Source organism: Bacillus mycoides (assembly GCF_000832605.1).
Taxonomy (GTDB): Bacteria; Bacillota; Bacilli; order Bacillales; family Bacillaceae_G; genus Bacillus_A; species Bacillus_A mycoides.
Genome location: NZ_CP009692.1, coordinates 680,965 through 695,130, shown reverse-complemented (window position 1 = coordinate 695,130; position 14,166 = coordinate 680,965). Strand labels below are relative to the sequence as shown.

The window sequence follows — 14,166 nt, the reverse complement described above, 5'->3', positions numbered from 1 at the left end:
CCTACTTCACCCCCAATGTTTTCAATGTAGTTTGAAGCGGATCCCCTAGTAGTTCTGGCATTACTCCAATTGCAATAATACAAATGATAAGCACTATAACAGGGACGTACTCCCATCCGTGTATATCAGATTTCGCTTCCCATTCTTTCTTACCAAATGTCACTTGAAGTATCGCTCTTAATACGTATACAGCGGTTAAAATAATTCCAAGTACACCCGCGGCGGCGATAACCGGTTTCCCTTGGAATAAACCGAGAAAGGCAAGAAATTCGCTAATAAATCCGGACATCCCTGGCATTCCAAGCGATGCCATACCTCCCGCCAAGAAGAAGCCGCTAAGCACTGGAACACTTTTTGCGAGTCCACCAAGTTCTGTAATATCCGACGTCCCGAAACGCTCTTCAATGATGCCAAGTAAGAAGAAGAGCAAGGCTGCAATTAAACCGTGAGACACAACTTGGAATAGCGCCCCTTGTGTACCTGGTGCATTTAACGCCGCAAGCCCCATTAATACAATGCCCATATGCGAAATACTAGAGTAAGCAAGTACCTTTCTAAAGTCCGTTTGGATGAGTGCTAGAAAGGCCCCATACAATAAATTAATTACCCCTAAAATTGCGATTAGCGTTGCAAACTCACGAAAATATTCTGGGAATAGCCCTTTCCCGAAGCGAACAATACCGTACGCACCAATCTTCAGCAAAACCCCCGCATGAAGCATAACTACAGCAGGATGCGCTTCTATGTGTACATTGACCATCCAGCGATGCAAAGGGAAAACAGGGAGTTTAATCGCGAAAGCAATCATTATGGAAAGAAACAAGCCGAACTGTAAGTTACTTGAAACGGCCATTCCTCCCCCAGCACCTACACTCGTTAATATTTCTTTAAGCTCCGCAATATTTGTCGTACCTGTTTTCGCAAATAAAACCGAGAAAACGATAAGTAAAATAGCTGATCCAATACCGTTATATATTAAATAACTATATGCAGCCTTTTCACTCGACAATTTCCCCCACTTGCCAATTAATAAAAACATTGGTGGCAACGTAATCTCAAAGAACATGAAGAACAACATTAAATTTTGAGCAGCAAAGACACCGAGCATACCTATTTCTAACATGAGTAACAGCATGTAGAATGCTTTCAAATTTCTTTTAATAGAAAATGCCGCAATAGCTGCAAGCATCGCTAGAAGGGCTGTGAGCAACATCATTACAAGCGATAAACCATCAATGCCGAGCTCGTAATAAATTGAAAACCACCTTTTGTCCACTGCTGTGAAATCCCCAAATTTAATCCATTTCACTTTTTCATCAAATATCGATAAGCTCTTTCCTGAAGCGTATGTACAAGCAAGGACGATAGCAATTCCAAATGGAAGCGCCGTTCCGAATAAACCAAGCGCCTGCACTGTACGCGATTCTCGTTTCGGCGTTAATAAAAGCAAGAGAATTCCTAAAAGCGGGGAAAAAATGAAGAACGTTAATAGCAATCCATTCACCGTAAATCCCCTCCCGTATATAACAAAATAATTAGGAGCACTGCGAGCGAAACTGCTGTTACAGTTCCATACACTTGTACATTCCCGTTTTGAAGCCGTGATCCTAGTCCACTCATACCTTTAACGAGTCCAGCAATTAAAACTGCGATTCCTTCTACAACGTATACTTCAAATAAGCGAAGCACATGAGCGATTCCTTTCGTAATAGGAAGCACCGTCGCATTGTATAGTTCATCCACATAATATTTTTCTTTCAAAAGGTTATAAAGAGACGTCCCTTCTCCACCGGCCCAATCTCTAGAGATAGATTTCTTGCCATATATGAAATATGCGAGGGCAATTCCCGCAAATGAAACGAGCGTCGCAACAACCATAATCCAAACAGGTCCATGCACTTCCTTCACCTGGAATCCTATATCTTTCGTAAGCCAATCCCCAAGAAACGTTCCGAACCACGGTGTATTTATATAACCTGCCACTACCGCAAGGACACCAAGGACAATCATCGGATACGTCATGGTGCGAGGCGATTCATGCACCTCTTCCTTCGTCTTCGTTTCCCCCGTAAAGACAAGAAAATATAGACGGAACATATAAAATGCTGTTAGAAATGCCGCAATTACTGCTAAAACGAATAGAAAGTAATTGCCATTCATCCAAGCCGCCGCTAAAATTTCATCTTTACTAAAAAATCCGGAAAGAAGGGGAACACCACTAATTGCAAGTGTGCCTATTAAAAATAGTGCACCGGTTACTTTCATCTTTTTCTGTAAACCGCCCATTTTATTAATGTTTTGCGTATGGACTGCATGAATTACACTTCCTGCTGCCAGGAACAATAATGCTTTAAAAAAGGCGTGTGTCGTTAAGTGAAAGATACCAGCTACATAACCAGCCGAGCCTAGCGCAAGCATCATATACCCGAGCTGACTAACTGTAGAGTAAGCAAGAACCCTCTTAATATCAGTTTGCACTAGACCGATAGAGGCCGCAAAGATTGCGGTGAAAGCCCCAACGATTGCCACAGTTTGCATCGCTACCGCACTTGCTGAAAATAGCGGGAACATCGTCGCTACTAAATATACACCGGCTGCAACCATCGTTGCCGCGTGAATAAGCGCCGAAACAGGCGTCGGTCCTTCCATTGCATCTGGCAACCATGTATGAAGCGGGAACTGACCCGATTTCCCCATCGCACCGATAAAAATTAATATCGCCGTTATTGTAATCATAGAAGGAGAGAGGTCGCCCGTATGAATCGCTTTAAAAATCGCGTCATATTCAAAACTACCTGCGTGCCAAAAAATTAATATCATCCCAGTAAATAGCCCAACATCCCCAATGCGTGTCATAATAAAAGCCTTTTTCGCAGCAGCCTTCGCTTCTTCTTTAAAGAAATAAAAACCGATAAGTAAAAACGAACCAAGGCCGACTAACTCCCAAAATATATAAAGCTGTAATAAATTCGTCGATATAACTAGCCCAAGCATCGCAAAGGTAAAGAGCCCTAAATATGCATAAAAGGTTGGTAATCTGGTGTCACCTTTCATATAACCTTTTGAGTACACATGTACAAGAAAACTCACAAGTGTAACGATAAACAACATTAAAGCCCCTAATGCGGTAACTTCAAAACCAAATGATATATCTATATCTCCTACCCTAAGCCATACCCACTTATGCTTCACTGCCTCGGATGAAAATCGTTCTATTAGTACCACTACCGCGGATATAAAGGAGAGAAAGGTAAAGAAAATACCTAGTACACTACTTCCCTCTCTAATTTTCTTCCCGAACACAATAAGTAACAAAAACGAAACAAGCGGGAAAAGCGGTATGAGCCATGCATAATCGATCATTGTTTCCTTCCCCCTTTTCGGTCACAATGCTATCCTTTGAGCGTATCCATCTCATCTACATGAACTGTCGGGCGATTACGGTACAAAGCAATCAAAATTGCAAGACCTACCGCTGCCTCCGCTGCCGCTACAGACATCGTAAACAGCGAAAAAATTTGTCCTGTTAAATTCGGAAACAAGCCTAATTTACTAAACGCTACTAGATTTAAATTGGCGGCGTTTAACATCAATTCGATACAAACTAGTACAATTACTGTATTTCGCTTTGTTAAAGCTCCAAATAAGCCGATGCAAAACAAAATAATCGCAAGTGTTAAATACGCAGAAGCCGGAACGCTACTCATGGGAATCCTCCTCTCCCTCATCCTTCTTCGCAAGGATAATCGCTCCTACAAGTGCTACAAGTAAAATAACTGAGGTTAATTCGAATGGAATAATATATTTTGAATAGAGAAGTGTACCGATTTGAAGTGTGTTATTTTCATGGAGAGGTAAACTTCCTTGTGTGCTTTGATTTGAAAAATCGATACTATTAACAGCGAAATACATAACTGCTCCAAATGCTACAACCGCAAAGAAGATAATCCATTTTCGAAGAGTAAGGCGCGATTCATTTTCCGCGTTATGTTTCGTTAACATAATACCAAAAATCATAATAATAGTGATTGCACCAGAGTAAAGTAAAATTTGTGCCACTCCGATAAATTCGGCTGATAAGAGAAAGTACAAACCCGCAATGCTAAGGAACGTAAGCACAAGGGCCAGCATCATATGCATTACTTTCGTTAAATTCAGCATAAGAACACCGCCGATAATCGCAGACAAGGATAATATAAAGAAAGCTACAAACTCGCCGTTCATGCTTTATTCTCCTTCCTGACGTTCTCGTCGTTCTCGTCAAGCCACTGCAAATTTTTAAATAAATCATCACGTGAATACTCTGCAAGTTCAAAGTTATTTGTCATTACAATCGCCTCTGTCGGGCAAACTTCTGTACATAAATCGCAAAGAATACAAATTTCAAAATTAATATCATACGTGTCGATAATTTTCCCTTTTTTCGTAGGATCAGGATGTTTTTTTCCTGTTAATTGAATGCAATCTGTCGGACAAATGTTGGAACACTGATTACAAACAATACATTTCTCTGGATAAAACTTTTGAATACCTCGAAATCGGTCTGGTAATGGCAACGGTTGATTTGGATAATCATACGTCACCTTTTTCTTACTCAAATTACTAAGCGTATATTTTAACCCTTTAAATAGTCCTTTCATCTCTTACTGGCACCCCCTTTATAGATTAGAAGAATAGCTCCTTAATCAATGCCGTTAAGAAAATATTTGCAAGTGCGATTGGTAATAATACTTTCCAACCAAACTCCATTAACTGGTCACCTCTTATGCGCGGGAACGTAACGCGGAACCAAATCAATAGAAAGACCACACTGCTGAATTTCAAAGCAAACCATACGGCTCCTGGAATAAACCCAAGGAACATAACTGGATTCCAGCCTCCTAAAAAGAGTACTGTAATTAAAGATGACATCCCGAAGAAATACACATACTCTGAAAGCATGAAAAACGCCCAGCGAAAACCTGAGTATTCCGTATGGTATCCTGAAACAAGTTCTGACTCCGCTTCGGGTAAATCAAACGGTGTCCTATTTAACTCTGCAACTGCCGCGATTAAGAAAATGACGAAACCGATTGGCTGTGCGAAAATGTACCATACCTTTTCCTGCGCCGCTACAATTTCATTCAAGTTAAGACTACCAGCTAACAAAACGACGCCAATTACACTCATCACAAGTGGAATCTCATAAGAAATCATTTGCGCTGCCGCACGCATCCCTCCTAAAAGGGAATATTTATTATTTGATGCCCATCCCCCAGTTACAACTCCGATCGTCGTAATCCCAGAGACAGCAATGTAATACAGTAACCCTACGCCAATATCCGCGAACTGAAATTTATCAGTAAACGGGATAACCGCAAGCACCATAAATGCTGGTGCGAATGCAATAACAGGCGCTAATATAAACAACGGTTTATCTGCAGCTTTCGGAATACTATCTTCTTTTAATAATAATTTCAAAACATCAGCTACCGTTTGGAGTAAACCGAACCGGCCCCCAACTTGGTTTGGTCCAATCCGCCCTTGCATAAATCCCATCACTTTCCGTTCTGCCAAAATACCGTATGTAACGAAGCCAAGGACTGCAAATAATAGAAGCACCGCTAATCCGAAAAAAATGAAGAAATTCGTCCAGCTTGAAGGTGATTGTAAGAGCGTCTCAATCATTAGCCGTCAACCTCCCCAAGTACAATATCAACCCCACCTAAAATCGTAATTAAATTGGCGATGTTTTCACCTTTCAATAACTTCGGTAAGATTTGCAAATTATAAAAAGACGGTCTGCGAAATTTCAAGCGGTACGGCTCTTTCTTTCCATCACTAGCAATATAACAGCCAATCTCTCCCCGCGGTGACTCTATACGGACGAACGCTTCTCCCTTAGGTGCTTTAATAATTTTCGGCACTTTCGCCAGCACAGCGCCGTCTTTCGGGAACTGCTCGGCTGCTTGCTCAATAATTTTTAATGACTCCTCAATTTCCTTCATCCGGCAAACGTAGCGATCCCAAGCATCTCCCGAGATCCCAACAGGAATATCAAAGTCAAAACGATCATAAATAGAATACGGCTCATCTTTGCGAAGATCCCAGTGGACTCCCGTGCACCGTAAATTTGCGCCGCTTAAAGAATACGAGATCGCCTCTTCCGCGCTATATACGCCAACGCCTTTCACACGATTTAAGAAAATTTCATTTCCGCTAACAAGGTCGTGATACCCTTCCAACTGCTCTCTCATATACGGAACAAACTCTTTCACCTTTTCAATCCAGCCGTCTGGCGCATCCCACTTCACGCCGCCGACTCTCATATAGTTGAAAGTAAGCCTTGCACCGCACAATTCACTTAATAAATTTATAATCATCTCTCGTTCACGAAAGGCATATAAAAATGGACTAACCGCTCCTATATCAAGCAGGTTCGTTCCCCACCAGACGAGATGGCTCGCAACTCTCCCAAGCTCCATCGCAAGCACCCGTAAATATTCAGCACGCTCTGGAATCTCAAGATCCATCATCGTCTCTACAGCGTGGCAAAGGACGTAATTATTCGTCATTGCTGATAAATAGTCCATTCGATCTGTATACGGGATAATTTGTGTATATTGCAAGCTCTCAGCTATCTTTTCTGTTCCGCGATGTAAATATCCGATAACCGGTGTAGCCTCTTTAATAATTTCCCCGTCAATCTTAATCACAAGCCGAAACACACCATGTGTACTCGGATGCTGCGGCCCTACATTTAAGAGCATCTCTTCCGTACGGATCACAAGCTACACCTCCACATCATACGGTTCATAATCCTTCCTAAGCGGATACCCCACCCAATCATCCGGCATTAAAATGCGAGATAAATTAGGATGACCTTCAAATACAATACCGAGCAAATCATACGTTTCACGCTCCGGCCAATCTGCCCCTTTCCAAAGCGGCGTCACCGATTTTACTTGCGGCGCTTCCCTATCCAGCTTTACCTTCACTGCTACTGACTGTTTCTTTCCATATGAAAATAAATGAACGTATACTTCCATATGTGTCACAAAATCTGTCGCATGTAGCTCTGACATATAATCAAAAGCAAGCCCCTCATGGAATCGCATTAATTCCATCACTTCATAATATTTCGAAGGCTCCGCCACAAGAGTTGGAACATCTTTTGAAAGCTTATTAATATAGGAATCTACTAATGCATATCCTCCTACCCTCTCCTTAACAACCTCCACATAGCGATTTAAATATGGTTGGTTAACTGATGGTTCTTCCTGCTGCGGTTCGTCTTCTATCTTATTTACAGATCCCTTTGCCCTTGCCGCAGCAGCGGCTTTCGCTTTCGCGGCTGCAATTGCCTTTGCTTTCTCATCTCCAGAATCCCCCTCACCTTGTGAGGCTTTCTGCTTCGCTAACGCTGCTGCTTTTGCTTTTGCAGCTGCTACAGCCTTTGCCTTCGCTTTGGCTTTTTCTTCGTCCGTTACTTCTTCTGATCCTTCTCGCTTTTGCTTCGCTAATACCGCTGCTTTTGCTTTGGCAGCTGCTGCAGCTTTCGCCTTCGCTTTTGCTTTTTCTTCGTCCGTTACCTCTTCTGACCCTTCTCGCTTTTGCTTCGCTAGTGCCGCCGCTTTCGCTTTTGCAGCTGCTGCGGCTTTCGCCTCTGCTTTAACTTTTTCCTCGTCCGTTACTTCTTCTGACCCTTCTCGCTTTTGCTTCGTTAGTGCCGCTGCTTTCGCTTTTGCAGCTGCTGCGGCTTTCGCCTTCGCTTTTGCTTTTTTTTCGTCCGTTACCTCTTCTGACCCTTCTCGCTTTTGCTTCGCTAGTGCCGCCGCTTTCGCTTTTGCAGCTGCTGCGGCAAGCCGTTTCGCTTCTTCTACATTAATCCCCTTATCTTTTGGTAGCGCTTTCTCTTTTTCTCGATGTTCTCCTTCAAGTTTAGACATTTCCGCCTCATGTTTCGCAGCAAGACGTTTTCGCGCTTCCTCTTTCGCATGACGGGCTGCTTCTCTTTTCATGCTTTCTAAGTCTTTATTTGGATCACTCATTTATTCGTCACCTGCTTCCCGGTCCTCGCCTCGTAACGAATTTTTTCTTTTAATTTATTAATTCCATAAATTAAAGCAGCAGGATTTGGAGGGCATCCAGGAATATACACATCAACTGGTACAATTTGATCTACACCTTTCACAACAGCATACGAATTCACATACGGACCACCGGCCGTTGCACAAGATCCCATCGCAATTACCCACTTCGGTTCAGGCATTTGATCATATAGGCGCCGAACAATAGGTGCCATTTTCTTCGTTACCGTTCCTGACACAATCATGACGTCCGATTGTCTTGGTGAAGTCCGAAAAAATGACCCAAATCGATCTAAATCGTAATGTGATGAGCCTACTCCCATCATTTCAATCGCACAGCATGCCAGTCCAAATGTCATCGGCCATAAAGAGTTGCTCCGCGCCCATCCCTTCAACTGTTCCAATGTAGAAAAAAAGATATTCCTTTCTAATTCCGCTCGCTCCTGTGGGTGTAATTCCTCAAAATTTATAACCATTGTAACACCTTCTTTTTCCAAGCATACGCTAATCCAACTAGCAACATCACAACAAAAATGAGCATTTCAATCAGTGCAAATAAACCAAGCTTGTCATATGCAACAGCCCATGGGTATAAAAATAAAGTTTCTACATCAAAGATGACGAACAATAAAGCGAAAATGTAATAACGAGCATGAAACCGAATATTTGCATCATGAAAAGGCTCAATTCCACTCTCATACGTCGTCGCTTTCGCTGCACTCGGTTTGTTTGGACGCAGCATTTTCCCTAATGTAAGAGCCACTACCGGCAGCAATATACCTAATAGCAAGAAAATCAAAACGATCATATAACTATTTTCATATACACTTGCCATTGTGAAACCCTCCCCCCTGAATTAAGAACAAGTTCACATAGTAAACAATATGTCTTACTTGCATTATTTATTATTTTTAAATTTTTCTAAATAATGCAACTATTTAATTCATTATAGCAAACTTCAAATTCCTATGTCGATATATTGGGAACAGAAACAACAATTAATACTTGCTGAGCAAATCTATTTTTACAACTCATTATAAATGTGTAAAATAAATATAGAAATTCTATATGTTTTCAAGCAATCATTAAAAACATAAACTAAAAAAAGATGGTTCTTATGTATATACAGTGGGTGATATAAATGAAAAAACAAACACATGTAAGTATTCTTATAAGCATTTCATTGTTGTATATAGCTATTCATTACGTATCAATGTCCTTTTTATATGAGTACGCACTCCCATTTCAAATATTAACTGGAATAAGTACCATATTAATTGATATTACAATTTGCAGTTATATATTTTATTTTTCAAATATAAAACAAGGGTTATCTCGTTTGTTTTGGATAACATTAACTATCGGATCCTTCTCTTATTTCATCGGCGATATAGTAGTTGCTTATCAACGCTTAATTCTGCATGACTACTATACATTCGTTGATCCATCAGACTTTTTTTACTTATTATTTTTAATTAGCTTTGCATTTGCCTTTCTATATGAAATTATTTATGGCCGAGATTTATTGGAACAGCTTTTTACGATATGTGATATTTGTATTATTGTTACTGCTCAATTTACTTTAAGCTACTATTTACTTATTGAAAGAACCATTCATATTTTTACAACATCATATATCGACATGTTTGTTCAACTCACGTATCCAATGGCTGATCTACTCTTTCTTTTAATAGGAATCAACCTTTTATTCAGACCATTATCCTTACTACCAAAGCAAGTTGGTGCTCTTCTTGGCAGTGCTTTAATTTTGTATGCTACTACGGATTCTATTTATGCTTATATAAAATACTTCCAGCCTGAGCACTCTATGTTCACAGTTGCTCCATTCTATCAAGTAACCTTATTATTGGTAGCAATCGCTTGTATACTTCACACAAAAGAGCCCGAAAAACAAGAACAAATATTACTAACGCCTCAATTTGGTGAATCAATCCGATTATCATTACCGTATATTTCTGTCGTGATGCTTATTGTTTTTATATTGGTCGAAAATGTTTTTGCACCTATCGTAGTAATTGGACTTATGGTAACTTTCGCCTTCGTTCTCATACGCCATACGTTAGTTCGAAGACAAAATAAAATATTATTGCTAGCACAAATGCAATTCAGCTTAGAACTCGAGAAACAAATCGAACTACGTACAGAAGATTTAGTAGAACAAAAAAATGAGTTATATCATAACCAACAAATGTTTAAATCTTTATACGAGCATCATCCAGATCCAATTTTCACATTAGATTTGTACGGTAATTTTCTCAATGTGAACAACGCTGGAACTACTTTACTCGGTTATCAAACGAATGAATTATTAAACCAACCATACTATTCACTTATGTATGAAGAAGATTTAGAAGAAATCATTACTGCCTTTCATCACGTGAAAAAAGGGAAATCTATTTCTTTAGAAATACGGGCATATCATAAAAATAGAGATATTTACTACTTACATGTTACAGCTGTTCCCATCTTTTTAAAGGAACATATTTCTGGGGCCTATTTAATGATTAAAGATATTACAGAAAGCAAGCAGCAACAAGAGCAAATTAATTTCCTAGCATATCACGATACCTTAACGGAACTTGCGAATCGCCGTTCATTTCATCAACAGTTAGAAAAGGCAATTGCACGAGCAAAAATATCAAAAAGACCTTTTGCTGTTATGTTTCTCGATTTAGACCGTTTTAAAGTTATTAACGATACTCTCGGTCACCGGGTAGGAGATCTTCTTTTAATTGCTGTAGCAAAAAGACTAGAACGAATATCGACGTCAAATATGAAACTTGCTCGGTTAGCTGGGGATGAATTCACAATTCTTATAGAAGATTATAAAGAAGATAGAGATGTACAAAAAATAGCTGATATGATTGTACTATCTATGAATGAGCCATTCGAAATTGAAAATCAACATTTACAAATCTCGCCAAGTATCGGGATTGCAATATACCCAGAAGCAGGCGAAGATCCGTTATCTATTTTACAACATGCTGATATGGCCATGTACGAAACCAAAAATAAAGGAAAGAATGGTAGCTCACTTTATACGAAAGAGTTATATAAAAAAATGGAGCGAAAAGCTCGAATTGAAAAAGATTTACCACTTGCTTTAGTAAATAAAGAATTCTTTCTCGTCTATCAACCACAAGTTGACATTACAACGAATAAAATCATCGGTGCCGAAGCTTTAATCCGTTGGAAACATCCACTATTAGGTGACATTTCACCATGTGAGTTCATTCCAATTGTGGAAGAGACTCCGCAGGTCATCCCACTTGGGCATTGGGTGCTACGAGAGTCTTGTCGTCAACTAAAAATATGGCAAAGTTTTGGATACACAAACTTAAAAATGAGTGTCAATTTATCAGCGAAAGAATTTCAACAAAATCAATTAATCGAAAATATTTCACAAATACTAAAGGACGTTAAAATTGACCCGAAAGATGTAACACTTGAACTAACAGAACGAATTGCGATGATTGATGAAAAAGAAACATTATCGAGACTAAAGCAATTAAAAGAATATGGTATTCAAACGTCCATTGATGACTTCGGTACCGGCTACTCTTCTCTTGCTTATTTATCAATTTTCCCTATCGATACATTAAAAGTACCAAAAGAATTTACACAACTAGCCGATCATCGGCCTGAAGAAAGAGCCATCGTTTCCACTATCCTTTCCCTTGCAAATACTTTAAATCTCTCTGTCGTTGCTGAAGGAATTGAAACAGAAAAACAGCTTAAGTTTCTGCAAAAAAACAACTGTAAATACATGCAAGGTTACTATTTCAGTAAACCTCTAACAAGTAAACAGTTTATAAAATTCCTACAAAAAACACCCAGTATGAACCAATAGTTCACACTGGGTGTTTTTTAAAGTGTCGGAATTCTTTTTTCGTAATATTCTTCTGCAATCTCTTCGTAAAAAGCTGCTGTCGTTGTATAAAAATATGGAATCAACCATAAAAATCCAATCCCTAATGTAATACAACTTAATATAAACCAACCAATAAAACTTAAACATAAAATGAAATACTCCATCTTATGTCCAGCCATCATACGACGACTTTCTGTAATAGCTTGATTTATTGAATACTCAGGATGATCATTTATAATAAAATACGTCATCGCATAAGAAAATGATTTAATAATGCCTGGAATAATAAATAGTAAACACCATAAGAAAATATAAATGTTTACTACTATATATAATAAAAATGACTTTATAAACTTACTTCCTTCTGTAAACCATCTAAATATATGCCCAATACGCGCTTCTTTTTCACGAATTATATGTAGTGCTAAACAATAACCCCCTAGCGTTAAAGGCCCCACCAGCAATATTGTAATAACATCTATTGAAAGTGAGCTATTCACTTCTTTCCACTCCCAAACCTGAGAGAGAAGGAACTGAATACTAAAACTAAAAGCTGAAGTAAGAATCGAAATAAGTAATGTTGCCCCAACAGCTAAGCCCCATTTTCCTTCCAGTGAATCTAGCGCTTCTCCTTTTAAATCACTAATCATACTTAACCTCCTATACGTAATAATTCTATTAGTATAGCACGTCCCTACTGCAATTCACCTTTTGCAATATAGCGATAAAAATGTGCTGTCGTTGTACCTACATATGGACTAAGCCAAAGAAATCCTATTCCAAGAGTAAGAATTGCTAAAATAGCCCATCCTATGAAGCTAAGCCATAAAAGAAATAAATCTAGTTTATGCCCCTTCATAAAGTTCTTACTTACTTTCTTTCATCGCCTGTGAAACGCTATAATCTGGATTTTCAACCATAACATAATACGTCATCGCATAAGAAAAATACATCACAATCATTACAACAATCGAAATAGCTAATAGTACAAAGAAAGCAATTGTTAACGATACATTCCCTTCCTCACCAAAAAACGCGAATACACCTAGTAACAACATCGGAATCCACGTACCTGTATATAACAAAATCGCAAGCATAGCCCACATTGTTTTCATCATTCTTTTAAAGCCACGAAATCCTTCAAATAAATAATCTACTCTAGCATCTTCCCGTTTACTAATTTGTAGCAACACATTCGTATAACCGTATGATGTAATACCATAAGATGCATTACTCAAAATGATCATTATGCAATAAAAAATTCCAAATGTAATACCTGCCCCGACTGATATCGCTTCCTCTTCAATTGAACCCGCTAAACCAACAACTAAGAAAAATATAATAATTCCTGGAATTAAAAGTATAAGCATTGCAGCCATTGAAACAACATAACTTAAAATAATATGTAAAATCGTTGATCCAACACCTAGTCCCCATTTTCCCTTTAAAGAGTACAATGCTTCTCGTTTCATTTCACCGATCATTTGTTCATCTCCTTTATGAAATATAAATTGTTATATATTCTCTACTTATACAAACAACAATATAATTATACCAATTTTGTCAGTTTATTCTATCTATTAAATTGAGTTTCAGTCTCGACATTTAAATAAAACACATCTATGCATAACAAAAAACGAACCTGCAGTTCTTTTTATTTCTTGATTTTCACTTGGCATGGGGCAAAAAAAGGCTCTGACGGCTAAATGCTCTCTCCTACCTAAAGAGAGGCATTTTTTTCCCCTTTTTATTTATATCCATAACAAAAAATCCGTAAAGGCAAGAGCCCTTACGGATTTTTTCACTTCATATCAGAAACGTTTAAACGGTTCACAGCACGCTGCAAAGCCATTTCTGCACGTCTAAAGTCAACATGCGCTTGTTTATCTTGCATACGTTGCTCAGCGCGACGTTTCGATTCATTTGCACGATGGATATCGATATGGTTTGCTTCTTCAGCAGATGATGATAACACAGTTACTTTATCTGGACGAACTTCGATAAAGCCACCGCTTACTGCTACATAATCAGTGTGCCCACCATTTTTCAGACGGACCGCACTAATTTTTAAAGGTGCAACAGTTGGAATGTGACCTGGTAAGATCCCCATTTCCCCACTCTCTGCTTTTACGCTTACCATTTCTACTTCTTTTTCGTAAACCGGTCCATCAGGAGTTACAATACTGACTGGAAATGTCTTCATAA

At 39.0% G+C, this 14,166-nt stretch carries 13 protein-coding genes and 1 pseudogene; 1 reads left to right on the top strand and 13 read right to left on the bottom strand.

Translation table 11 applies throughout. From position 1 onward, the window contains the following. Window position 1: 1 nt before the first annotated feature. From BG05_RS05405 to nuoA, 10 genes are read right to left on the bottom strand one after another with little or no spacing between them, the layout of a single operon-like run. Window positions 2–1,504, bottom strand: a complete 1,503-nt coding sequence (locus tag BG05_RS05405) for an NADH-quinone oxidoreductase subunit M (RefSeq protein WP_016127625.1) — start codon at window positions 1,502–1,504, stop codon at window positions 2–4. Beyond that, a complete protein-coding gene (gene nuoL / locus BG05_RS05400) occupies window positions 1,501–3,363 on the bottom strand; it encodes an NADH-quinone oxidoreductase subunit L (protein WP_002184540.1) in 1,863 nt (620 codons plus the stop codon). Before nuoL ends, BG05_RS05405 begins: the two co-directional genes overlap by 4 nt. A 29-nt stretch (window positions 3,364–3,392) precedes the next feature. Then, window positions 3,393–3,707, bottom strand: a complete 315-nt coding sequence (gene nuoK, locus BG05_RS05395) for an NADH-quinone oxidoreductase subunit NuoK (RefSeq protein ID WP_000100081.1) — start codon at window positions 3,705–3,707, stop codon at window positions 3,393–3,395. After that, on the bottom strand, window positions 3,700–4,224 hold the full coding sequence (locus BG05_RS05390) for an NADH-quinone oxidoreductase subunit J (protein ID WP_001012819.1): 525 nt from the start codon (window positions 4,222–4,224) through the stop codon (window positions 3,700–3,702). The genes nuoK and BG05_RS05390 overlap by 8 nt, the downstream gene beginning before the upstream one ends. Continuing rightward, window positions 4,221–4,640, bottom strand: coding sequence for an NADH-quinone oxidoreductase subunit NuoI (gene nuoI / locus BG05_RS05385; protein WP_000677191.1), 420 nt, complete (start codon window positions 4,638–4,640; stop codon window positions 4,221–4,223). Before nuoI ends, BG05_RS05390 begins: the two co-directional genes overlap by 4 nt. Window positions 4,641–4,665: 25 nt before the next feature. Beyond that, a complete protein-coding gene (gene nuoH / locus BG05_RS05380) occupies window positions 4,666–5,667 on the bottom strand; it encodes an NADH-quinone oxidoreductase subunit NuoH (RefSeq protein WP_002068471.1) in 1,002 nt (333 codons plus the stop codon). Continuing rightward, window positions 5,667–6,767, bottom strand: coding sequence for an NADH-quinone oxidoreductase subunit NuoD (gene nuoD / locus BG05_RS05375; protein ID WP_003192527.1), 1,101 nt, complete (start codon window positions 6,765–6,767; stop codon window positions 5,667–5,669). Before nuoD ends, nuoH begins: the two co-directional genes overlap by 1 nt. Before the next feature lie 3 nt (window positions 6,768–6,770). Beyond that, a complete protein-coding gene (locus tag BG05_RS05370) occupies window positions 6,771–8,030 on the bottom strand; it encodes an NADH-quinone oxidoreductase subunit C (protein WP_041867981.1) in 1,260 nt (419 codons plus the stop codon). Next, window positions 8,027–8,545, bottom strand: a complete 519-nt coding sequence (nuoB, locus tag BG05_RS05365; RefSeq protein ID WP_002089729.1) for an NADH-quinone oxidoreductase subunit NuoB — start codon at window positions 8,543–8,545, stop codon at window positions 8,027–8,029. The genes BG05_RS05370 and nuoB overlap by 4 nt, the downstream gene beginning before the upstream one ends. Continuing rightward, window positions 8,536–8,904 (bottom strand): NADH-quinone oxidoreductase subunit NuoA, encoded by a 369-nt coding sequence (nuoA, locus tag BG05_RS05360; protein WP_000179270.1) that lies wholly within the window; start codon window positions 8,902–8,904, stop codon window positions 8,536–8,538. The genes nuoB and nuoA overlap by 10 nt, the downstream gene beginning before the upstream one ends. Window positions 8,905–9,210: 306 nt before the next feature. Between nuoA and BG05_RS05355 the strand changes: the two genes are divergently transcribed. Further along, window positions 9,211–11,940: an EAL domain-containing protein gene (locus BG05_RS05355; RefSeq protein WP_003192509.1), complete on the top strand. Its 2,730-nt coding sequence runs from the start codon at window positions 9,211–9,213 to the stop codon at window positions 11,938–11,940. A 17-nt stretch (window positions 11,941–11,957) separates the two neighbouring features. Here BG05_RS05355 and BG05_RS05350 read toward each other — a convergent pair whose 3' ends face one another. The 3 genes and pseudogenes from BG05_RS05350 to atpC all read right to left on the bottom strand — a co-directional run bounded on the left by BG05_RS05350 (window position 11,958) and on the right by atpC (window position 14,164). Continuing rightward, entirely contained in the window at window positions 11,958–12,611 is a 654-nt protein-coding gene (locus tag BG05_RS05350) for a DUF975 family protein (RefSeq protein WP_002166408.1), read from the bottom strand. Window positions 12,612–12,655: 44 nt separating this feature from the next. Continuing rightward, window positions 12,656–13,445 (bottom strand): annotated as a pseudogene (locus BG05_RS05345) (DUF975 family protein). 317 nt (window positions 13,446–13,762) lie between these two features. Continuing rightward, window positions 13,763–14,164, bottom strand: coding sequence for a F0F1 ATP synthase subunit epsilon (gene atpC, locus BG05_RS05340; protein WP_002016279.1), 402 nt, complete (start codon window positions 14,162–14,164; stop codon window positions 13,763–13,765). Window positions 14,165–14,166: the final 2 nt, after the last annotated feature.